This window comes from Pseudoalteromonas sp. OFAV1, from assembly GCF_021532595.1.
In the GTDB taxonomy this organism is placed as follows: Bacteria; Pseudomonadota; Gammaproteobacteria; order Enterobacterales; family Alteromonadaceae; genus Pseudoalteromonas; species Pseudoalteromonas lipolytica_C.
In genome coordinates this window covers 46,136-68,417 of the sequence record NZ_JAKGBG010000004.1, presented here as the reverse complement: position 1 = coordinate 68,417, position 22,282 = coordinate 46,136, and the positions used below count along the sequence as shown (strand labels likewise).

Genomic DNA, 22,282 nt, shown 5'->3' with positions numbered 1-22,282 from the left:
CTCCTACATCAGCAGTGCTGAGTATAAATTATCGTATTTACTGCTCATTGTTCGTGCATCAGCAACCTTAATTGCATGGTGACGGATACAGAGTCCCCGCGGTAAAGTACAGGCTCTTTGAATTGCAGGAGCAAGTTGATTAAAGTCATTAACACTGACAAGTTCTCCTTGCTCTGGAGTAACGACTTCATGAATGCCTCCCACATCACTGGCCACAATTGGAATACCACATGCCATTGCTTCAATTATTGAAAGTGGAAGGCCTTCGCGTTGAGAGTACAAACACATCACATCAATACTTGAATAAAATGCACGCATATCATGTACATTTCCCAAAAAATGAACCCGCGAAGTTAAGTGCAAGCTTCTTACCAAATTTAATAAATACTCTTTTTGGTCTCCATCTCCGGCAAATACCATATGAAAATCATCGGGTAAGTAGCGAAGTGAATGAATCATATCTTTATGACCCTTCCCTTCTATGAGTCTTGCTGCGCAGCCGATTAACTTAACATTATTTGGTAAGTTGAATTGTTCACGAGCTGCTTTAGCATCAATAGCCATAAAGTTTTCGCAATCTATGCCATTTAAAATAGTGCGCTCGGGGATAATCGCAGTTTTGGCTCTAAATTCGTCTGCAACAATGCGTGCATCAGCAACCCAATATATATTAGTTAGCGAATCTAATAACTTTGTAAAAGTGCGTTGCTTTGTATTAGTGAGGTACCATGCGTCATGTATTGTTGAAATATGCCGTACTGAACCTTGCGATAACGAACTTGCTATCCCCGCATAAATCAATGGCCCAATGTGGTGGCTATGTATTATGTCGATATCATGCTCTCTGATTAGACTTTTGATTTTAGCTATAACAGATAAACATATCCCTGGCTTTTTATCTAAACAAATGACGCGATGACTGAAAGGCTCAAGCTCAGGCCACTGTTCAAATGCAGTATTTCTATCCCCCTCAAGCGAAACAATAATACTTGAATGCTTAAATTGACTGTTTTGAAGTAGCGTTATTGCCATTTTTTCTAAGCCACCTACCTGTAAGTGCTGAACTAAATGCATAACATTCATGATTTTTCTCCTTCAATAATGCCGGTTATTTCCCCGCTATTGACGATAGGAAGTATTGTTACCACCTCAGTGTTAGTTAACTTTTCAATGGTTTGCGTGTCTTTTAAATGGCTATCACAAAGGGCTGCAACAAACACACTAGCACCACCTGTAAATATTCCTAAGATAAGACCTACAATTGCAGTCATCATAATTGAGGTATTTATTGGTTGCGTTGGGCTATATGCGCGTTCAATTGTCTTAACTTTGTCAGGGCCTTCATATTTAACAAGCTTGCCGGTCACTTTGGCCATTTCGTAACGACTGAGCATATCTTTGTATAGTGATTGTTTTACTTCATAGTCACGCTCGAGTTTACGTAATTGCTTTTCAACATCACTGGTTACTAATAAACGATCGCTCACTAGCTTCACTTGCTCTTCTAACATGGCAAACTCTTGCTCTTGCTGTAGTAAGTTGTTGCGTGCCTCTTCAAGTGCTAACAGTTGAGAAACCAATACACTTGATTCTTTGTTATCTTGAGAAGGTAAGGTGTTCACTAACTGCCAAAGCTGATCGATATTTGTTGTACTTAACTGTTCGCTTTTCTCTAGTAATGCTTGTTGACGGCTTTTTAAATTAACGAGGGTACGTTTTTTCTCGATGATTTTGCTGTGCTTATCGGTATAGCGAGTGCGCAGCAAACTGAGTTCTGATTCTGTACGGATTATTTTTTCTTCTAAGTTTCCTAAAATAGGATTTGCTTGCCCTACTTTACTTACCAGTGCGTTAAGCTTTGCTTTTGCACCAGATAGAGCAATCATTTTTTGTTGTTTTTCACTTAGTAAGGTATCAAATGTTTGCCGGTTACTATGAAGCACGGCTGGTAAAGTATTACTGTTTTGACTTTTAAATTCTGCTAGTGCTTCTTCTGAAGCCTCTAATTCTTCACGTAGACTATCAAGTTGTATGTAGAAAAATTGCTCAGACGTATCCAGAGAAGCTTTAGTTGGAGCAAGTAAACGCTCTATAAATTTTTCAACGACCTTTTCAAGCACGGGCTTCATTTGTGCTTGGTTATGCCAAATAAAGTTGATGCGGACCAGCTCATCACCAATCAAAGATAAAGATAAAGCCTTAGACAACTGTTGATGTATTTCTTCAACCTGCTTATTGCTGGCATTTTCAGGGATTAATTGTGTTTCTTTCGCTACAGAGATAAGTACTTTGCGACTGATCACTAAGGTGCGTAACGCTGCTATACGATCTGATAATTGAAATGAGAAAGATAAGTCATCTAAATATGGGTTAAGTAGTGCAGATTCTTCGATTAAAATAGTTGCATGATTGCTGTATTGTTTTTGTGCAAATAAAGCAAGCACAATCACGACAAGTGGCACAATACAAAACGGGATTATAAAAAGCTTAATACGCGTGTATAGCGCATAAAGCCCTAAATATAGTAACCGTTTGATTTGCTCTTTTACTAACATGATTTACCTATTGCTTTGCATTTTGCAAAATGTTTGGGTTATTGATTGCAAATTGAAAATAAATAACCCTGATACATTCATTTAATTAGTAAGTTGCAGGTCTCGAGCCAAAATGCAAAAAGCTGCATGTTGTAGCTATACAAGATGCAGCTTTTAGGTTTTACGATTAAATCAGCAAAATCTTAGTTGTTTACAAACTAACGTGGCTTTTGCTTGCCAACTATGATTATTAGCTTGCTGAGATTGATTGGTTCGCCAGTTTAAGTTTTGTGATTTACTTAAGCTAACTGCATAGTCAATTCGATCGATAAAACCTTGATGGGTATCTGCTATTAAGATGGTCTCACGGTAAGGATTAACCGCAGCAAAGCGTGTTGTTACGATTGGTGTGCCTGTGGCTATGTATTCTTTTAACTTGAGTGGATCACAAGATCTTATCTGCTCATTATCAACAAACGGTAAGATCGATACTTGCCAATGCTGTGCAAATGAAGCTAAGCGATGATGCTCTACAGCCTTTATATGGGTTACATTGCCCAACTTGAGTAGCTCAGAGAAATCTTCTATGAGGTGTCCTATTAACACTAATTGATACTCAGGCCTCTCTTTAGCAAGAGTCAACAATAAGGCTTTATCAAGCCAAGCATTTAAGGAGCCATAAAAACCAATCATTGGTTTGCTTATTTGCTCAAGTTCTCTGGCTTTTGCTGTTTGCGTAGTAAAAAGTGCTAAATCAACCCCATGAGAAAGCATTTTCACTTTGGATTTTGGCATTTTGTTGGCAAGTCGCTCGCTAACAACATAGATAGTATCTGCTTTTTTGATAAGTTCACTTTCAAATGGCGCAACCATTTTGTGATCAACACCAGCCAGTGCTGAGAAGTCATCACCACAATAGTAAATTACTTTATCTTGCTCTCTTGGAGAGATTAAACTAATTGCTGTTGGCACACTTAACCAATAGACAATTGGCTCATCATCTATGAAACCTTTTTTATTAAAAATCCATTTATTAAATAGCCTTACTATAACGCTATCGTGCCAAGGTAAAACCGCTAATGTGTGTGCTGTTAAATTAATGTTCTGGCTAGTATTCGTTGTTTTAGCATTTGGCCTATTGCGCTTAGATGAAAAAAGGGTGCGCTTTGATAAAAAAAGGCTTTTTAATTTATTAAAAACTCGTTTCATATCAATCAAGCGAAATGTTGGTTTGCGCATCCCAATCGAGTTAATCCAAATAACCTGATGCTGTTTTGCTAGTTGTTTGAATAGATGCTGTGTACTACTTGGGTGACTTTGCCAGTCTTCGCCGAATACAATAAATTTCATAGCGAATCCTTAAGCTGTTTAACAACTTTTGCTGGATTACCGGCAACGATGGTGTTTGCAGGTACATCTTTAGTTACGACAGCGCTTGCTGCAACAATAGCCCCTTCACCGATTGTTACTCCTGCAAGTACAGTTGCACCAGTACCAATCCAAGCGCCTTGTTTAATGATGATATCGCCTACTTGGCACTCATCATCAGACTCACCCTTTGCACGTCTTTCTGAATTTAATGGGTGACCAGGAAACCCTGCTAAAAACACCCTACCAGCAAGACGCACATCGTCCTCTAGAATGATATTACGCCCCACTGAAAATGCGTTTTGCCAACCAATATCAACATTACTGCCAATTATAAGCTTAGGTGTAAATTCGCCCTGACTCCGCCCACAAAATGTTGTAATACCACTAATGCGCGTATTATCTTTACAACTAATTTCGAGTTTGCCTAATATTTGTGGCATTCCTGAATAAAGATATAAATTAGCTTTAGTGCCTTTAATTTGGCTTTTAAATAACGGTGTGTAATAAAAGATACGTGCCATCTCGCTAATAGTTGTGCTAATAAGTAAATGCAGTTTAAACAGCAAGGAATGTACACCGGGGATCACCCAAATTTGCGGATTGCGAATAGCTTTTGCAAATTGAAAAAGTGATTTTGCAAATGGGCTGTCACTTGATTTTAACCAATGTTTAAGTTGTTCACTCATGTGCGTTCTCCCGTTGTCTATCCATTACCAGCTTTTCTAAGGCAATTGTTAAAGCAAGGATTATATAAATAGGCCATGTAAATGCTTGAGTTAAAAATGTTCCAGACACCATAAAGCCAATTAATCCGCCTTTTAACGCTTTCGCATTTACCGCTATTTTTTCATCATTTAACTGCGTATTTATCAAAAATACTCGGTTTAAACTGCGGTAAATACAGGCAATCACTAATATGAAAATGCATATGCCAACAATGCCTGTTTCACCTAAAACTTGAAACCATGTACTGTGTACTGCATGATTCTTGCCATCCCAATGGGGGCTGTAAAAATAGTAATTAACAACAAAATTATTAACGCCAACCCCCGTTAGTGGGTTATGAATCGCCATATTGATCGCTGCTTGCCATGCATAGATACGGCCCATAGCAGATTCATCAACTCCGCCTTCATGTGAACCACCACTTTGCCTATCAGCAATACCAGCAAACGCCACCATAGCAAGCATTCCAACAGCACCAATACAAGCTACAACTACGGGATTCTTAACTTTTTGATAAATAAAGAAGCTAATCACTGCTGCAATACCGAGTAGTCCGCCTCGACTTTGAGTCGCAATAACGCCGCTAATAGCAATCACTAAGCAAATTAATGCAATTATTCGTCTGACTTTATGCGCACTTGTATCAAACACTTCTGCTGCTAAAAACGACACAGGGAACATCATTACCAATGACAAGTCATTGGGATCGCCTAATTGCGAACGCAGTTCACGTGAGATTGTCACGCGTGTCCCTTCTACTAAACCAATCCCATTCATTTTGTTACTCAGTGCCACTAAGGCTATGGCAGCACCAGAAATCATGATGCCAATTCTGACTGCATTAAAATGTTTAAGTGATGTCATCCACCAAGAAATTGCAAAGACCATTATGAGCACTTTAGTTAAAACGCCACTCCAGTACTCCATCGCAAGTCCACGATTAGACGCACTGAATACACACACGGTGAGCCAAACAAACCATAAAAAGAACACAAGGTGACTTGTTTGCCAGTGAGGCTTAAGTTTTTGAGAAATGAAAAGATGCCAAACAATACCAAGCAACGATGCAAGTGCTAGCAGCTTTGGTATTTTAAAAGGCATTAATATTGGAAATGCCTCATGGAGTCTAAAGTAACTAAACAGGATGAATAATATAATAAATGCAACACTGACTTTTACCGCAGTGAAGGCAGCGAATGGCAGGAGCAACAAAGCAAATACAGCTATTGGCCCTACCGTTGCGTATGTCACTGCTACAGCAAAAGTAATTAAAATGCCATTAATTAAAAGCGTGTTTTGTTTATAGTAATTGAGCATAATCATGCCCCTTAACTAGCTTTTTAATGGCAGGTAAAAATAGTGACTTATATTGGAAGGCTAATCCGGTAATGTAAAAGACAAGAATAAGCCCTTTAGCTGTTAGTGAACTTTCAAATTGCAGTGTTACAAAGGTTATTGATACTAATGCAAGCCAACTTGGGATAACAGCAAAAAAATCTAGCTGCAAAGGCTCAAGATGTTGACTCAAAATGTAAAAACATACTAATTTAAAGCTTTGCATGATAGCTAAAGCGGCTATGACGCCTTCAACTGCAAAACGTGGCACCAAGAAATACAGTAAAGTTAATCCTAAACATGCAGTTAGCAAATTAACAACAGATACATACACACCATTTTTATGCATGTAACAACCAATATTTAAAATGTCACTGTGATGTCTGATAGCAACAACTAATATTAGCAACACGAGCCATTCGTCATGCCCATGATAGTGAGCTGGTAATACAAAATTAAGTAATAAAGGCGCAATAATGGCCATTATAACGCACAATACAAGACCCGTATTCAGAGACAAAATAGCATACTGTTGATACTGTAATTTGTTTGTTTTGATAAGGTTAAAGCGTTTAGCAAACCACCATAGTCTAATTGGCTCAAAGGTGAATGAGGTTATAATTGCAAACTGAGCCGCAACATAATAATTAGCTAACAATTTTTCATCGAAGTAAGCAACAATGAACCAATTTTCTGCACCATTACCTGCATAAACAAACAACCCCGATGAAATTATAGAAAGTAAAAACACACCCTGAGATTTTTTGATTCGCCAACTAAACTCTGCGTAGCTAACTTTTATTGCATCAGCAATATCATGAACAGTGAAAGCTAAAATAATTAGGGTGCACACAACTCCTGAAATCATCATGCCGGTGATATTATAGCCAAGCACTAATAAAGTAATTGTTAAACAGGTTTGAATCAGTGCATGAGAAACGCTGTAAAAACAATACTTTTGCGCATGATCAAATAGTCGATAATAGGTATAAGGAATACTTAATATGGCTGCTAGCGCAAGATTTATTATTAATAACTTGAGATCTATCAGCTTGATATTGGCGGGTAATGCTTTGATGATATCTTCTGAAAAAACAAATCCAAAAAGAATGAACATTAGACAGAACAATAGAATTAAGATTAAAGCGTCACGGAACAATGCCATTTTTTCTTTAAAAGAATCATATTGTTGCTTTAGCAATAACTCAGGTAACCCTAATGAAACGACCAGAGAACATAATGCAGACAGTGTTACTAGGAAGTTTAATTGACCAAACTCCTGTTGTTCTAAAAGGCGAGTTGTAATGGGTAAAAGTATAAAACCCATTCCTTTTACCGCAAAAATTGCACATGCAAAGTAGCCTATTTGCTTTAAGTTACTCATGGTCGTTCCTTATAAAGATTCAACCCATTGTGATAACCGTTCTGCCTGTTTTATTGCGTTATAGTTTAGATTTACATGCTGTTTAGCATTTTGACCTAGCATATAACGCTGATGAGGAGAGAGTTGGTGGAATTTAAATAGCATTTTGCTAATAGCAGAAATGCTCCCAGGCATGCATTTCATTCCAACTTGGGGTGTGACAATTTCGTTTGCCCCCATTAAGGTGGTGGTGAGTACAGGTAAACCAGAGGCCATAGCTTCTTTTAACACTAACGGGCCTGTATCCCTATCACCGTTTTCTGCAATACAAAATGGTGCGATAAGAGCTGAATAGTAAATTAGGTTTTCGCTGACCCAATCATGTGGTTTTTCACCTAAAAACCGGACAGACTTTCTAATTCCTAACTCTTCAGCCATAAAGATTAAATCGTTCAACATAGGGCCATCACCAACAATATCAACAGTGATCCCAAGCTCTTTCGGAATTTGCCTCAAAGCAGGTAATAAAAACTGCAAACCTTTTTTTTCGACTAACCGCCCTATAAAAATTAGCCTGACGGACTCATTAAGTGATGTGGGGCTATGATTAAATTGACTGGTATCGATACCACAATGCAGTAACTTAACGTTACTGTCAGAAAAGCGCTTAAATTGCATAGCCATTTCTTCACAGACAGCTATCGAAAAATCACAAAATGCGAGTTTAGGTTTTAGATCAGCACTGTTTACATAAACATCATGTCCGTGGCCAATTGATGATACTGTTATATCAGCAAGTTTCGCTGCGACAATGCCATAAGCAAGTGGCCCATGCATAAAATGACAATGTAGATGATCAATCTTTGCCGCTTTTATATAACGTGCAATTTGATAACCGTACGCAAGTAATGATTGAGTTGAAATTGATTTAAATTGAGCTGCAGTGTGAGCTGCTTTTGCTAACTTATAAATATTTAGCATTGAAGGAAATATTGATTTAAACGCTGGTTTAGTGATTTTTTTCACTTCAATAGCGCTGGTTAAGTTAATCAACACACTGGTTTTTTCGAAGGTTAACACCGTCACCTTGTGCCCTGCGTTTAACAGCGCTTTTATTTCTGTTACAACAAAGGTTTCTGATGCAATCGGAAAGCTTGGGACTAATATAGCAATGTGCTTCATAAAAAAAACGCTCCTACAAAAACGGTTATAAGAGCTATGGCAAGTTCCATACCCGACAAAAAAGCCGCTAAATTCCCGAAATGAGATAAAAACATGCTTAGCATTTGCAAAATGCAACGCACAAAGAGAAAAGACTTAGTAATTTAACAGAAAATACAGATTTAAAGCTGGCGTCTAAATTGCGTATCCTTTAATACGTGAAGAAATGCTTTTGGAGCATATTATGAACAGCCAAGTCAGTATTATCATTCCAAACTACAACTGCTTGCAGTATTTAGATACTTGTATTAACAGCATTTATCAGCAAAAAAACGTTCAGTTCGAGATCATTATTGTCGATGATGGCTCCACTGATGGCAGTATCAACTACCTACAACGACTTGCCGCTGAAAAAAATGAAGTACGGATTTTTAGTCAACAACGAAAGGGCGTTGTTGCTGCTCGTAACCTTGCAATTACACAAGCAAAGTCAGAGTACTTAGCTTTTTTAGATGCCGATGATTATTGGTCTGCTGATAAGCTTGCTAGTCAACTTGCATTCCATCTAAAACATCCTGATTGTGTGTTAAGTTTTACTGACTATATGCATTTTAATGAACAGAACGAGGACATTATTGGTTGTTTCGACTATTGGCCTGAATTTAAATGCAATAAAGAAAGTAAAGATTTCCAATTACTTGAAAACCCAATCAGCCAAATGATCACCACCAATATTGTTGGTACATCATCAGTAATGGTTAAACGTTCAGCCATTGTTGATGTGGGTGGTTTTGACAATAAGTTAAGTAGCGCTACAGATTTAGATTGCTGGTTAAAATTAGCTAAACGAGGTTATGTTGCCTACTCAACACAGTGTGCAATGCACTATTTAATGCGCGCCAATTCTATTACAGCAAATAGAGAAAACCGTTTAGCGGCCATGGTCGAAATAATTAATCGTAACCAATCTGTTGTATCAAACAATGAACTTAAAAGAATCAAAGCGAGATTAAGTGAATGCTATGGTGAATTTTATAGGGAGCTTGGTTACTACTCAAAGGCATTAGCCTACTCTTACAAAGCGTTTTGGTTATTTCCACATAAACGAAATTTTAAACATGTTTTGTATGATTTAAGGCATTTACTTGGGGCTCAATCATGAAAACAACCATTGTAATCATTGATGATGATGAAGCTATATTACGTGCCCTCTCGCGTTTACTATCACCAGACCATGTTGTTGTATGCTTTAGTGACCCATGTGCAGCGATCAAATATACAAAATTACATAATGTAAACTTAGTTATATGTGATTTACTAATGCCAACGTTAAACGGTTTAACTGTACTTAAAGAAATTCGCCTGATCCAACCACATTGCTCGCGAATGCTACTTACAGGTTATGCTGAGTTAGAAGCAACTAAGCATGCGATATATAAAAACATTGCCAATATCATTACAGCAAAACCATGGGATAATTTTGAGTTAACGATGGTAATCAATCTTTTGATAGAAAATAGCTTTCTACGCGCTAATCAATATGTCGAAAAAGAAAGTTGATAGCTTAGTAAATGGTGATCACTACCTTTGATGACTTGCGTGTGTACTCCAGAAAGTCGCGTTCCTTGGCTTACAATACAATTATCAATTGGTAAACCCGCTAACGAAATAGCCAATTTATTTTCAACAGCAGACCAACTTGCATAGTTACGACCTTGCTGAGAACAACTGTTGTTATGATTTAAAAAATAACGTGACCAAGGCACAGTATTAAAATCCCCGGCTATAAACCAATGCCCTTTTAATTGAAGCATTTGTTTATCAACTTGCGATAAAAGATAATTTCTTTGCTCCCATAAAAGCTGATTTCTGGGTGATGGCGGATGCAATAAAATTGTACTCACGACTGTATCTTTGAACAAAAAGTTAAGTTTTACAAAACCTAGTTTTGGGTTATCTAAATACTTAATTTGTTTCTGGATAATTGGATGTTTTGAGATAACAATAATTCCAAATGGCGCCCCTTCAACTTCAGCATAGCCAAATAAATGATAACGTCCTTTAAGTTCACTAAGCAGGTGACGCTGTGTATCATTAAATTCAAACAAAATGAGTATATCGTTGTCGCTATTAACTAGCTGAGTATTAATTATGTCGGTTAAGTATGGATTACTATAATGGACGTTTGCTTGCGCTATTTTTATATCACCTGGTTGAGAGTCAGCTTGATTAAAATAATTGTAATGATGAAAGATCAGTACCGTACTAAACACCACGCAAACAGCGCCAAATTTTTTAGCCTTATGAACACAAGCCATTGCAAACAGCAAGCTAAACGCAAGCAATTGCCCTCTTAATGAGGCGATAAGATCAAACCAATAGTTATCAACTTGGTTAAAAGCCAATATAAGTATGCAACTGTATAAAGTAAAAAGTATGAAATTCATCGATTCCCCCTTGCTGAATTTATAGTTGCATAATTCATTCCTTGCTGAGCTTTTATTCACTCCAAATATTGTATGATGTGTTCCTTATTATATAAATAATAAGTACCCATAGGTACTTATTACATTAAAAATATTTGTCGATTAATTAATCGAAACCGTTGATCATTTTTTCGCAAACAACCGGTGTTGGTCTATGGTTATCATCAACAGCTACAAACGTAAAGCTGCCAGAAATAGCCAAGTGCTTATCATCTTTATGCATTCTTTCTAAGAAAATCTCAACGTCTACTTTAAGGCTGGTATTACCTACATGTACAACTTTTGAAATAAGCTCAGCAAATGTTCCAGCAGGAATAGCTTCTTTAAAGTCCACACGGTCAGACGAAATCGTTACAAGTGGCTTTCTACAAAAACGCGTAGCAGCAATAAAAGCCACTTCATCCATCCAAGCAAGTGCATCACCACCAAATAAAGTATTATGGTGATTAGTACGGCCAGGAAAAACAGTTTTTGTTACTGAAGTTGTTGAATCAGCAATACGCTTTGCAATAATTGCGTCACGATCGATTTGTTGTGTCATAGTCTCTACTTTTCATTAGCTAATGTGTCTTGCATCATTAGCGCAGGGTCAAGGCGTTCATTCTTCCAATTAAAACGCCAGTCTAAATGAGGGCCAGTTACGCGACCAGTCGCGCCAATTTCAGCAATTTTATCACCACGCTTAATTTCATCCCCTATTTTGACATCTAATTTACTTAAATGAATGTAAGTAGAGGTAACGCCATGGCCATGATCAAGAATTAACGTGCCACCTGAGTAATATAAATCTGCATCAGCAAATACCACAGTGCCACTTACAGGCGCATACACTGGAGTGCCTGTTTTATTTGCAATGTCTAAACCAAAATGCGGTCTGCGTGGCTCACCATTAAAGTAGCGCTGGCTACCATAAACACCCGATATACGGCCGGTTGCAGGTTTATAAACTGGGTCTAAAAAGTATCTTAAGTCAGAATCAACTTGCCTAGCTTTACGCACAGCAACAGCTTCACGGCTAATACGCTCAGACACTTCTTTTGGTGGCGAAACATATTTTTTTGCAACACCAGTTATTTTATCAATTTTATAGTCACGCTTGGTGATTGTAATTGCTTGCTCGTGGCTCACACCATTACTATCAACCCAAGAAAGATTGTGATTTGTCTCAGCATCACGACCAAAACCAAATACAAACTCACCATTTTCAGAAAGCTTAAGTTTCTCGCCATTAAAACTAACGCTTTTAGCACCTTGAATTTGGCCTGTTACTAAACCACCTTGGGTTAAATGTCCTTTTAATTCAACAGCACTTGCAGTAAGTGAGAACAGCCCTGCAAACGCTGCTACTAGTAATCCTTTACGCATAACTGATTGACCCTTTGCCAACACCTTCATAAGCAGTAATTTTTACCTCTGATTCAGGGTATTGGTTTTTAACTTGAGAACTTAAGTAGTCTGCAATGCATTCAACAGTGGTATCGCAAGGTAAAATGTCGCAGCGAGACTTATCAATTACCATTTCAAAATAGCCTTGCTGTGATGTATACGCAAAACACACATCGTTATCTTGTGCAGTTACATGTTTAAGGTCTGCTTTGTTAATTTCATCTTCAGCAGTGGCTAAATAAATGTCTTCCCATTTATCTGCCCATTCTTTTTGTAAGCGTGGCATAGCCATACCATCAAGGCTAATACCAATTTGCGAACGGTGACCATGAATAATACGCTGGCAATTACCATCATGCTTTTTAAGGCCATGGCTGTAATGATAGTAAAAGCTTTGGCTATGCTCTGGATATAAACTGATTTCGATCTTTTCGATGTTACTAGGTAGCTCAGGCATTATCGTTTTAATCAAAAACTCAGTTACTGATTTTTCGTCAACAACATCCGCATCAATTAAGCAAAATGCTTGGTTAGGAGCACTCATAGCTAAGTGATAATTATCACCAAAATGGCAATCTAGCACGCTATGCTCAGCATGCTGTGTTAGTGAACCGTTTAATTTGGCAGGCACTGCAAGTTTGTGGTCGATACAGTTATCAATAATGCCCTTGATTTGCTTTTTAACTAAGCCAAAATCAAGCACCATCGACTCATCATTTAATTGGCCATGCAGAGTTAAATCCACAATCCAGCTCTCGCCAACTGCGCCGCGTTTATTACACAAGTAAGAAAAATCAATCACTGTCAGTGAGTTTACAAAAAGGATCATAAATTTCCTTTAGACTGGTTAAAGAATCACAGCAATTATAATGATTTTTACTTCACAATGCGCGGTTTTATCTCCCTTTATCGGCTACAGTTTAATTAAATGGTCATAAAACAAGCGAAAAATAGCAAATAATTAACTGCTCCGAGTTGTTTAGCGTACAAGTGTACGCTAAAGTACGTGGCAATTTCTAAGCGATGAATGAGAGTTATGGAACCTAAAAACAGCTATACAAAAGAAGAATTGGTCCTTTGTGGTCAAGGTGAAATGTTCGGTGAAGGCAATTGTCGTTTACCAAGTGACAACATGCTAATGATGGACCGCATTATCTCTATCACTGCTGACGGTGGTGAGCACGGTAAAGGTCAAATTGTTGCAGAACTAGATATCAACCCAGATCTTTGGTTCTTCGACTGTCACTTTAAAGGTGACCCTGTAATGCCAGGTTGTCTTGGCCTTGATGCTATGTGGCAATTAGTTGGTTTCTTCCTTGGTTGGTCTGGTGGTCCAGGTCTTGGTCGTGCACTTGGTGTAGGTGAAGTTAAATTCACAGGTCAAATCTTACCAACTGCTAAAAAAGTAACTTATCGATTAGACATGAAGCGTGTAATTAAGCGTAAATTATTCATGGGTATGGCAGATGGTACTGTTGAAGTAGATGGCCGTGTTATCTATGAAGCAAAAGATCTTAAAGTAGGTCTTTTCCAAGATACATCTGCGTTTTAATCTTTAATTAAAGATACAAAAAAGCCCCTAAATGGGGCTTTTTTGCGTAAATAAGGTGCCTATATTAAGTTTTAAACATATTGCGGTTTTCAATGGCTTCTCGCCAGCCACCTAACCATTCAGATTTAGGATCGACTTGTTGATAAGGGCATTGTTCTTTAGAACGGCCTGCCAAGCCTGCTTTATAACCTTGAGAATGAGCTCTTTCTAAACGATCTCTTTTCTGTCTCTTCATAGGTAATATCCTCACCTTTTTATATTTATAGATATGTAGCGAAATTGACATCTACATTTAATGAATAGTTAATAAAACTGTTAAATTCAAATAGCAAAAAGCAATTAAATAAATTGACAATAACTAACGTGCTGATGCTCAAATGAATTAACATTTAAAATGACTAAGTGGTCGTACCTCTTTAACTAAAACCATCTATTAATACACTTAAATTCAGCTAAAAACGATACAGCTCTTTTTAGCTTCAGTATTTGTGACCAACATCATTTGCGCAAAGTTCCCAATTTAATTGTAATCATGACAAATTTATGATGATTACAATTTAAGCAATATAGTTCTTGCATATTAAAAACCAATCGGTCTAATATGGTTGGCATGGAAACAAATAACTCTGTACCAAGCCGTCGTGGCAGGCCACCAAAAATAGCACGTTCAAATGCAGATACTCGTGCCCTATTAATTAATACCGGGTTAGCTGTATTAACCGAAAAAGGCTTTAGTGCAACCGGCATTGATTTAATCTTAAAATCAGCTCAGGTACCTAAGGGCTCTTTTTATCATTATTTCAAAAGTAAGAATGATTTTGGTTTAGCCCTCATTGATGCATACGACAGCTATTTTCAGGCCAAGTTAAAGCGCCATTTAACAAATAGTGCAACTACCCCTCTTGAGAGGATTGTGCTGTTTGCCAATGACGCCAAACAAGGCATGGCAAAATTTGAGTTTAAGCGCGGCTGCTTAATTGGCAATTTAAACCAAGAGCTCAGCTATCTTGATGAGCCAATGATTGATCGTATTAAACAGGCTTACACCAGCTGGCAAGCTTTAATCGAGCAATGCTTAGTTGATGCTAAGAAGCAAAAGCAAATTCCTCAATCATCAGATTGCAAAATGCTTGCTGAGTTCTTCTGGATTGGCTGGGAAGGCGCAGTGATGCGCTCTAAACTTGATAAATCAAGTGAACCGCTTACCCTTTATACAGCACAATTTTTACGCTTAATTTTATAAAGCCGTTTAAATACGGTTTTATTTTAACCATTAAAAGACGATCGGTCTAAAAGGAGTCACCATGACAACATCAGTAAAATCGGTAGTTATTAATAAAGATGATCAAGGCTATCGTGCCGAATACACAGACTTTCCTGTAGAGAGCATCCACCAGCATGATGTAAATATTGATGTTGACTACAGCACGTTAAATTACAAAGATGCCTTAGCAATCACAGGTAAAGGGCCAGTGGTAAGAACATTTCCTATGATCCCCGGGATCGACCTTGCAGGCACAGTAACAGAGTCTAAAAGCGATGAATTTAAAGTAGGCGATAAAGTGCTACTAAATGGCTTTGGTGTTGGCGAAAAATACCTAGGTGGCCTAAGTGAAAAGGCGTCTATGAGTGCTGATTGGCTCATCCCCCTACCCGCTAATTTAACACCAAAACAGGCAATGCAAATTGGCACTGCGGGGTATACGGCAATGCTAAGTATTATCGCATTAGAAAAACAAGGCATCACGCCAAAATGTGGTGAAATACTTGTTACCGGTGCAAATGGCGGCGTGGGTAGTTTTGCTATCTACTTATTAAATAAACTTGGCTTTGATGTGGTTGCAACAACAGGTCGAATGAATGAAGCACAGCACCTTGAAAAATTAGGCGCAAAACGCGTTTTATCTCGCGAAGAATTCTCAGCACCTGGTAAACCACTCGCTAAAGAGCAATTCGCTGGCGCAATTGATTCTGTGGGTAGCCACACCCTTGCAAATGTGTGTGCATCGATTAAATACGGAGGTGTTGTAACTGCCTGTGGGTTAGCACAAGGAATGGACTTTCCAGCAACGGTAGCGCCGTTTATCCTTCGTGGCATTAGTCTAATGGGTATAGATAGTGTAATGCGCCCTAAAGCTGATCGAATTGAAGCATGGCAACGTCTTAGTGAGTTAGTTGAAACTCAGTACCTCGATGCTATTTCGCAAGAAATACCGCTATCTAAAGCCATAGAAAATGCAGAAGCGTTATTAAAAGGTCAAATTCGCGGCCGTGTAGTGGTTAATTGTAAAGAATAAGCTCGAATATAAACATTCTTAGCAAGTTAGCTATAAAACTAGGGTAAAGGCAATTATACTTACCCTAGTTTTGTAATACCGGACAGTCTAATGAGTAATAAAGAAATTTTCAGCAATAACCCACTGCAAGGTGTAGGTATCGAGCAAGTAGTGACAGAGCTTGTCGAGCAATATGGCTGGGAATTGCTCCACGCCTATATGCGTTTAAACTGCTTTAAAAATAATCCAGATGTTAAATCTGCGGTTAAGTTTTTACGTAAAACACAATGGGCTCAAGAAAAAGTCGAGAACTTTTATTTGTATCGCCTTAAAAATTTACCACGCCCAGACGATGTAAACTACGAGCTGCCACCTCGAGATCGCGTGATCCCTGCGGATCAAAAACCTGGTGAACCGTGTGAGTTAAGTTTTACCGACGCTAAACGCATTCACGCAAAAAAAGAAGCCAAGCAACAAGCACGAACCCGTAAACAGCGTTCAAGTGCGAGTAATCCTTGGGGCAACTAATCAACAATTGCTAGTTACAAGCTGTCAATTTATAAGAGCCGCCTGTTGAGGCGGTTTTTTATGTGAGTTAGCAAGTTAATATCTTCACAACCAGTCAAACTGGTCAATATTATTTTTTATTAATTTAAGGGTAATCTGGTTATGTTACACTTAGTGCATCATCATTAATGTCAGTTAAAAGGATGTATATGTCTAACTACAACGAATCACCTGAACAAATCGCAAACGCAACGCAAGATTTCGTGATGCAACAAACTATGTTGCGTATTAAAGATCCAAAGCCATCTTTAGATTTCTACCAAAACGTTTTAGGCATGAAGTTACTGGGTAAATATGATTTTCCTAAAATGGAGTTTACGCTTTACTTTTTAGGTTATGAGCAAGACATGCCAAAAGGCACCGATAAAGAAAAAGCACAGTGGGTATTTCGCCGCCCTGCTCTTATCGAGCTTACGCATAATTGGGGCACAGAAAACGACGATAGCTTTGCTGGTTACCATAGTGGAAATGATGAACCAAAAGGCTTTGGTCATATTGGTATTAGTGTGCCAGACGTGTACGCAGCATGCGAACGTTTTGCAAAATACGATGTTGAGTTTGTAAAAAAACCAGACGATGGCTCGATGAAAGGCCTAGCCTTTATTAAAGACCCAGATGGGTATTGGATTGAAATACTCTCAGCTGAAGGGATCACTGAGATAATTGAAGAGCATAAGTAAAATTGCGCCGTAAATAACCTGCTATTTAGCAGGTTATTTTATTCTTCATTCTAAGGTTTCATTTCTAAATATGAGCTTGCTTTAGGGTAAAGTGTTCTACGAAGTGAAAAATTAGTTTGCATAAAAATAGACTGCAAAAAGCAAAGGGAGGTACAAAATAGAACTTACGGCTGCCAGCAACCGCATATTATTACGGCCGAGCATTTCACTAGCATAATCAAGCTTAGGTGACCAAAATAAAGGTAGCAAAGACCATACGATGGCGACGCATAACCACCCATTCCAAAATTCAGGTGTTAGATAAACTTTATCTGTGATGAAACCATAAAATGCGAACAAGCCCAATGACATAAAGAGCGCATTCGCTATTTCTTCAAATTTAACAATCTTAGGACTGTCATCTTTACCTGATAGATATCCATATATCTTAAAAGGAAATGGCACGACAGTAATGGCGAGCAAAATAATAAAGGATATTAGCCAGAACATATATTAATTCCATTTAAATGCATATTCGACTTTTACAATTAGGCTTATCCCTACATTTTACAATGATTCAATTATAACTTTTGGATAACATCAGGACTAAAGGATGTAGCTAAAATTAATTTTCTAGAAAAAGCTACGAACAAAAACAGCGTAAAAAATACATTTCCAATGTGATTCAAATAATGAAGGTCATTTAGCAACTTTAAATAATCTACTCGATTGTTTCTCTTTTCGGATCTCTTGGAAAAAACTCATCGGGCTGTCTGGTACATAAATCAAATTCACGGGTATTTTTGTAAGGTAGCTTCATAAAGCCTGCTACACCTACATCTGTGATACTAACCGCGTATTGCATAAGCTTACTTAATAAACGTTTAAATTCAGGTTCTTTACTGGCATCTAGCAGACGATAGTAATGGTGTATCTTCATCCTATCAGGTAAGGCTTCGAAAATGATACAGCCCGTGTGGTGTATTTGGTTAAGCTCAAATACGCACTTTATGACCTTTTTCGGGAGCTGTAATTGCTCATCCGGGTCTTTACCATCTTCAAAGTAAGAATGCGGTCTGGTTACGTCTGAGGCTTGTACATCCATTACTTCGTAATCAAGCTCAGGTAAATGTTCAAACTTAAAAGCACCGGTGCCATCACGCTCTAGCTGAATGGTCTTACGCGCATCAAACAAACAACATTTAAAGAGACCTTTTTGTTCAATCCCTTGTGCTAACATCACCGTGTTGTTAATCGCATCGGTAAACGCAGTGCCGAGTGTTTCATCATGCAGAATAAGTGATGATTCAACAAACATTGAGTTTTCTTTCCAATGAAAACTTAAGCCCCCTACTACCGGGTATTTTGCTAATCGGCTAATAGAGGCCAAAAATGCTTTTTCGGTGTCGCCGGTATCAAATAAAAACTCTTTGTAGTATCTATCGAGCTGAGCATCGTTTACATCAAGTAATTGTTTATTATGGTCGGCTTGTCTTAAAAATTGCTTTCGAGAACTGTAAACCACTGTATCTGGGTGCTCATCAAACTCACTAAACCAATAAGGGATATACGGGCGAATGACTTTACGAGGCAGTTCAGGTAGGTACGCTTTAGCCATTGTAGGCATGTTACGCATAAAATAATCACCTGCGCCATCTCGGGTTGCCTTATCTTTTGAAAGCATGCCGTCAATGACCCGGGCAAGCTCCATAGGTAAATTTAAGCTTGTAGCCGGAATAACCGCCGCACCAAATCGGCAAGATTGTGCAGAGGCTAATGCATAGAGAGTTGAAGCAACACCTTGCTCATCAAAACGTGGCGATGACTGCCCGCCCGACATTTGCTCATCACCAATAAAATACACATCACCCATGCGTGCATTGGTGGTGCTAATATCAGCAGACATAAGATCCATAAAGTTGCTGGCAACCGGATTACCATCAGCATCTATTTGTGCATAAACAGAGCTGCCCCAATCCACCAATGACAACTTATTGGTTTGTTCATCATAAACAATGTTAGAGGGCTTGATATCGCCATGCACAATTGGTTGCGGGCTTAAGCCATTTTTATGTTCACGTAAATCTACAAGCACATTACGTAGCCTAAGAGCCAGCGCCATAACTTTTGCTGCGCTGAAACGCCCCTGTTTGATGGAGATTTTTTCTAAGTCTTCACCTAGAGCGCGCTCCATCATTAAAATGCCTTGTTTTTTAATGCGCTCAAAGGCATAAAATTTTGGTACGAGTGGGTTTTTAACTTGCGAGAGCATGTAGGCTTCGTCTTCTAAACGGTCACGTACACTTTGTGCAAGGGTTATCCGTGAAAACTTAAATACCCAAGGTAGGTTTTCTTCATCAACACCGGCAAAAACAAATCCAAATGCACCAGAGCCAATTAATTCAACGTCACTGTAACCAAGCAAGGTAAGTTGTTTAATACAAATGTTAAGCCATTGGCGGTGCTTTTTAGCATCATGGTGAGACAGCAAATAAACAGACTGTTCTTCATTGATATAAAAATTGCGGATTTGTTTGGGATTCACTGCATCTCTCAAAGTTAAGCGGCTTTTAACCGCTTAATTATTGAATGCTAGGCATTTAATTACAAGGCTTTTGCTCTTCGATGATCCAGCCTTGATTTTTAAAAACTATTTCTGAAAAAATTAAAATGGCACCAGCAAGTAAAATTAGCTCGTTAAGTGATATTACTTCTGCCATAGATACCCATCCCAAAATAAAAAAAGCCAATATATCGAGATACCTGAAATACCAGGCTACTTTGCGTGTTTTACCGTATGTTAGTTGGAAGCGTTGTACTAATTCACCTTCACACTCTAACGATATAACAGCTGAGAAATTAAAGAAGGGCTTAACACGTATAGACAACTGGCAGGCTTTACCATCAACATTAAACTCATGAACAGATTTCGTTTTAAAGTTACGTGATTCTGCTATTAATTCACCGTCTACTTTCAGAACTTCTTTTCCTGAATAAGCTGAACCCCAGTATTCAATAAAATGTTCACCCAGTTTGAAGTTGGCTTTAATGCCTTTGCTCATTGAGACTGTAATGCCATCAGTGTTCATAAAAAATCTCCTTATCATTATGAATTTAAAATACTTAAAAAATAAAAAAACGGCAAGCTAGGCTTACCGTTTTGGTACTTTCAATGGGTAAAGGGTTACCTTATGAGATTAAAGGCGAATACCGCCATCAATTTCAACAACACGACCTGTAAAAAAGTCATTCTCTACAATGTATTGTGCTGTTTGAGCAATTTCTTCTGCTTCACCAAAACGACCCACTGGTGTTACTGCCATCATGCGTTGTTTTGCTTCTGGTTTCATTGCATCTGTCATTGCTGTGCGAATAACACCCGGTGCAATTGCACCAACACGGATACCAAAGCGACCTAACTCTTTCGCCCAACCCGTTGTCATCGCAACAACACCGGCTTTAGACGCTGCATAGTTTGTTTGGCCGATGTTACCAGCACGAGCAACACTCGACATATTAACGATAACGCCACCTTTGCCAGACTCAATCATGTGGCTCGCAGCTTCACGCCCTGCTAAGAATACACCGGTTAGGTTCACATCAATCACAGATTGAAATTGAGCCAACGACATTTTATCTACCACTTTGCCTTCTTTTGCTTTGATAAACATACCATCGCGTAAGATACCCGCGTTGTTAATTAACACGCCGATATGGCCAAAGTCTTTGTTAATCGTGTTAAACGTTGCTACCACTGCATCTTCATCTGTAACATTAGCAGCATACGCCATGACTTTTGTGCCATGCTTGGCAAGCGCTGATACTGCCGTATCAAGTACGTCTTGTTGCATATCGATAAGGGCGATGTTCGCACCAAGCGATGCAAATTTCTCGGCCATCGCAAAGCCTAAACCTTGCGCACCACCGGTAATTACGATGTTGTTGTTTTTAATTTCCACAACAATCTCCTACTTCGAGAATAATTTAAAAATAGCGCTAAAATCATCACTACCCGCACCTTGATGCTGAAGCATAGTGTATAGATTCTTCGCCATTGACCCCATTGGGGTAGATGAATTACTTTGCTGAGCCGCTTCCATAGCAAGACCTAAGTCTTTCGCCATTAAATCAACCATAAAGCCCGGTTTATAATCATTACTTGCTGGCGCCGTTTCCATTACACCAGGGCATGGGTTATAAAGCTCAAGTGTCCAGTTACGGCCAGAGCTTGCAGTCATGATGTCACTTAACACTTTTGGGTCTAGCCCGTTATTTATCCCCATTTGTAGTGCTTCGCTAGTACCTGCCATTAAAATGCTTAGCAGCATGTTGTTACAGATTTTTGCGACTTGGCCTGCACCAATATCACCAGCATGGAAGATATTTTTACCCATATCTACTAAAGCCAGCTTGGCTTTTTCAAAGTGACTTTGCTCACCACCGACGATAAAGGTTAAAGTGCCCGCTGTTGCTCCTGCAACACCACCTGATACCGGTGCATCAACAAAATCAATGCCTTTTTGAGCAAGTTCGCTACCTACTTGACGCGCTGATTCGGCATCAATGGTTGAGCAGTCAATCACCAAAGTTTTGCTATCAAGTAAGTTGATAAGACCTGTTTCGCCTAAGTAAAGCGACTTAACGTGTTTGCTTGCTGGTAGCATACTGATAAAAATATCAGCGCCAATGGCACACTCAGCTGCATCGGTAGCAGCAATTGCACCTTTATCGGCAAGCTCATTAACCGCTGCTTTATTTAAGTCAAACACGCGAACTGTATGACCTGCATTGACAAGGTTTGCCGCCATTGGGCCACCCATGTTGCCTAAACCAATAAATCCTATTGTTAATTTAGCCATTTGTTTA

General features: G+C 38.6%; 24 protein-coding genes. 7 read left to right on the top strand and 17 right to left on the bottom strand.

All coding sequences use genetic code 11. The features are described 5' to 3' along the window. Positions 1–3 precede the first annotated feature (3 nt). From L1267_RS03515 to L1267_RS03485, 7 genes are all read right to left on the bottom strand, one after another. Positions 4–1,083, bottom strand: a complete 1,080-nt coding sequence (locus L1267_RS03515; protein WP_199526492.1) for a glycosyltransferase — start codon at positions 1,081–1,083, stop codon at positions 4–6. After that, entirely contained in the window at positions 1,080–2,555 is a 1,476-nt protein-coding gene (locus L1267_RS03510; RefSeq protein ID WP_199526491.1) for a GumC family protein, read from the bottom strand. Before L1267_RS03510 ends, L1267_RS03515 begins: the two co-directional genes overlap by 4 nt. A gap of 171 nt (positions 2,556–2,726) precedes the next feature. Further along, positions 2,727–3,884 (bottom strand): glycosyltransferase, encoded by a 1,158-nt coding sequence (locus tag L1267_RS03505; RefSeq protein WP_235382114.1) that lies wholly within the window; start codon positions 3,882–3,884, stop codon positions 2,727–2,729. Continuing rightward, positions 3,881–4,591: an acyltransferase gene (locus tag L1267_RS03500; RefSeq protein WP_235382113.1), complete on the bottom strand. Its 711-nt coding sequence runs from the start codon at positions 4,589–4,591 to the stop codon at positions 3,881–3,883. The genes L1267_RS03505 and L1267_RS03500 overlap by 4 nt, the downstream gene beginning before the upstream one ends. Beyond that, the gene (locus tag L1267_RS03495) at positions 4,584–5,948 is read right to left on the bottom strand and encodes an O-antigen ligase family protein (RefSeq protein ID WP_235382112.1); all 1,365 of its coding nucleotides are present in this window, start codon (positions 5,946–5,948) and stop codon (positions 4,584–4,586) included. Before L1267_RS03495 ends, L1267_RS03500 begins: the two co-directional genes overlap by 8 nt. Further along, entirely contained in the window at positions 5,932–7,350 is a 1,419-nt protein-coding gene (locus L1267_RS03490; RefSeq protein WP_235382111.1) for a lipopolysaccharide biosynthesis protein, read from the bottom strand. Before L1267_RS03490 ends, L1267_RS03495 begins: the two co-directional genes overlap by 17 nt. 9 nt (positions 7,351–7,359) lie before the next feature. Beyond that, the gene (locus L1267_RS03485; RefSeq protein ID WP_135924587.1) at positions 7,360–8,511 is read right to left on the bottom strand and encodes a glycosyltransferase; all 1,152 of its coding nucleotides are present in this window, start codon (positions 8,509–8,511) and stop codon (positions 7,360–7,362) included. A 223-nt stretch (positions 8,512–8,734) separates the two neighbouring features. Between L1267_RS03485 and L1267_RS03480 the strand changes: the two genes are divergently transcribed. Both L1267_RS03480 and L1267_RS03475 read left to right on the top strand, forming a co-directional pair. Continuing rightward, positions 8,735–9,652: a glycosyltransferase family 2 protein gene (locus L1267_RS03480; protein ID WP_135924590.1), complete on the top strand. Its 918-nt coding sequence runs from the start codon at positions 8,735–8,737 to the stop codon at positions 9,650–9,652. Further along, positions 9,649–10,050 carry a response regulator gene (locus L1267_RS03475; protein ID WP_235382110.1) on the top strand — a complete coding sequence of 134 codons (402 nt, stop codon included), beginning with the start codon at positions 9,649–9,651 and terminating at the stop codon, positions 10,048–10,050. The genes L1267_RS03480 and L1267_RS03475 overlap by 4 nt, the downstream gene beginning before the upstream one ends. Here the strand turns inward: L1267_RS03475 and L1267_RS03470 are convergent. From L1267_RS03470 to L1267_RS03455, 4 genes are all read right to left on the bottom strand, one after another. Continuing rightward, a complete protein-coding gene (locus tag L1267_RS03470; RefSeq protein WP_235382109.1) occupies positions 10,026–10,997 on the bottom strand; it encodes an endonuclease/exonuclease/phosphatase family protein in 972 nt (323 codons plus the stop codon). The genes L1267_RS03475 and L1267_RS03470 overlap by 25 nt on opposite strands. 85 nt (positions 10,998–11,082) lie before the next feature. After that, positions 11,083–11,517, bottom strand: a complete 435-nt coding sequence (locus L1267_RS03465; protein ID WP_135924597.1) for an acyl-CoA thioesterase — start codon at positions 11,515–11,517, stop codon at positions 11,083–11,085. Between the two features lie 5 nt (positions 11,518–11,522). Beyond that, a complete protein-coding gene (locus L1267_RS03460; RefSeq protein ID WP_235382108.1) occupies positions 11,523–12,341 on the bottom strand; it encodes a M23 family metallopeptidase in 819 nt (272 codons plus the stop codon). Continuing rightward, positions 12,334–13,191 carry a 6-carboxytetrahydropterin synthase gene (locus tag L1267_RS03455; RefSeq protein ID WP_235382107.1) on the bottom strand — a complete coding sequence of 286 codons (858 nt, stop codon included), beginning with the start codon at positions 13,189–13,191 and terminating at the stop codon, positions 12,334–12,336. The genes L1267_RS03460 and L1267_RS03455 overlap by 8 nt, the downstream gene beginning before the upstream one ends. Before the next feature lie 207 nt (positions 13,192–13,398). Between L1267_RS03455 and fabA the strand changes: the two genes are divergently transcribed. Beyond that, positions 13,399–13,914 carry a bifunctional 3-hydroxydecanoyl-ACP dehydratase/trans-2-decenoyl-ACP isomerase gene (gene fabA / locus L1267_RS03450; RefSeq protein ID WP_054553819.1) on the top strand — a complete coding sequence of 172 codons (516 nt, stop codon included), beginning with the start codon at positions 13,399–13,401 and terminating at the stop codon, positions 13,912–13,914. A 64-nt stretch (positions 13,915–13,978) separates the two neighbouring features. Here the strand turns inward: fabA and rmf are convergent, their stop codons facing one another. Further along, entirely contained in the window at positions 13,979–14,149 is a 171-nt protein-coding gene (gene rmf, locus L1267_RS03445; protein WP_138557519.1) for a ribosome modulation factor, read from the bottom strand. 375 nt (positions 14,150–14,524) lie between these two features. Between rmf and acuR the strand changes: the two genes are divergently transcribed. The 4 genes from acuR (at position 14,525) to gloA (ending at position 17,437) form a co-directional block, all read left to right on the top strand. Continuing rightward, positions 14,525–15,157: an acrylate utilization transcriptional regulator AcuR gene (gene acuR, locus L1267_RS03440; RefSeq protein ID WP_235382106.1), complete on the top strand. Its 633-nt coding sequence runs from the start codon at positions 14,525–14,527 to the stop codon at positions 15,155–15,157. Between the two features lie 61 nt (positions 15,158–15,218). Continuing rightward, positions 15,219–16,211 carry an acrylyl-CoA reductase (NADPH) gene (acuI, locus tag L1267_RS03435; protein ID WP_235382105.1) on the top strand — a complete coding sequence of 331 codons (993 nt, stop codon included), beginning with the start codon at positions 15,219–15,221 and terminating at the stop codon, positions 16,209–16,211. Positions 16,212–16,301: 90 nt separating this feature from the next. Beyond that, positions 16,302–16,718 carry a VF530 family DNA-binding protein gene (locus L1267_RS03430; protein ID WP_105180503.1) on the top strand — a complete coding sequence of 139 codons (417 nt, stop codon included), beginning with the start codon at positions 16,302–16,304 and terminating at the stop codon, positions 16,716–16,718. A gap of 188 nt (positions 16,719–16,906) precedes the next feature. Then, positions 16,907–17,437: a lactoylglutathione lyase gene (gene gloA / locus L1267_RS03425; protein WP_235382104.1), complete on the top strand. Its 531-nt coding sequence runs from the start codon at positions 16,907–16,909 to the stop codon at positions 17,435–17,437. Between the two features lie 111 nt (positions 17,438–17,548). Here gloA and L1267_RS03420 read toward each other — a convergent pair whose 3' ends face one another. From L1267_RS03420 to mmsB, 5 genes are all read right to left on the bottom strand, one after another. Beyond that, the gene (locus tag L1267_RS03420; RefSeq protein ID WP_235382103.1) at positions 17,549–17,926 is read right to left on the bottom strand and encodes a hypothetical protein; all 378 of its coding nucleotides are present in this window, start codon (positions 17,924–17,926) and stop codon (positions 17,549–17,551) included. 211 nt (positions 17,927–18,137) lie between these two features. Beyond that, entirely contained in the window at positions 18,138–19,961 is a 1,824-nt protein-coding gene (locus L1267_RS03415; protein ID WP_235382102.1) for a protein kinase domain-containing protein, read from the bottom strand. Positions 19,962–20,016: 55 nt separating this feature from the next. Further along, positions 20,017–20,505, bottom strand: a complete 489-nt coding sequence (locus L1267_RS03410; protein WP_235382101.1) for a hypothetical protein — start codon at positions 20,503–20,505, stop codon at positions 20,017–20,019. 108 nt (positions 20,506–20,613) lie between these two features. Then, positions 20,614–21,375, bottom strand: a complete 762-nt coding sequence (locus L1267_RS03405; protein ID WP_105180499.1) for an SDR family oxidoreductase — start codon at positions 21,373–21,375, stop codon at positions 20,614–20,616. A 9-nt stretch (positions 21,376–21,384) separates the two neighbouring features. Continuing rightward, positions 21,385–22,275 carry a 3-hydroxyisobutyrate dehydrogenase gene (gene mmsB / locus L1267_RS03400; RefSeq protein ID WP_235382100.1) on the bottom strand — a complete coding sequence of 297 codons (891 nt, stop codon included), beginning with the start codon at positions 22,273–22,275 and terminating at the stop codon, positions 21,385–21,387. Between the last annotated feature and the right edge of the window lie 7 nt (positions 22,276–22,282).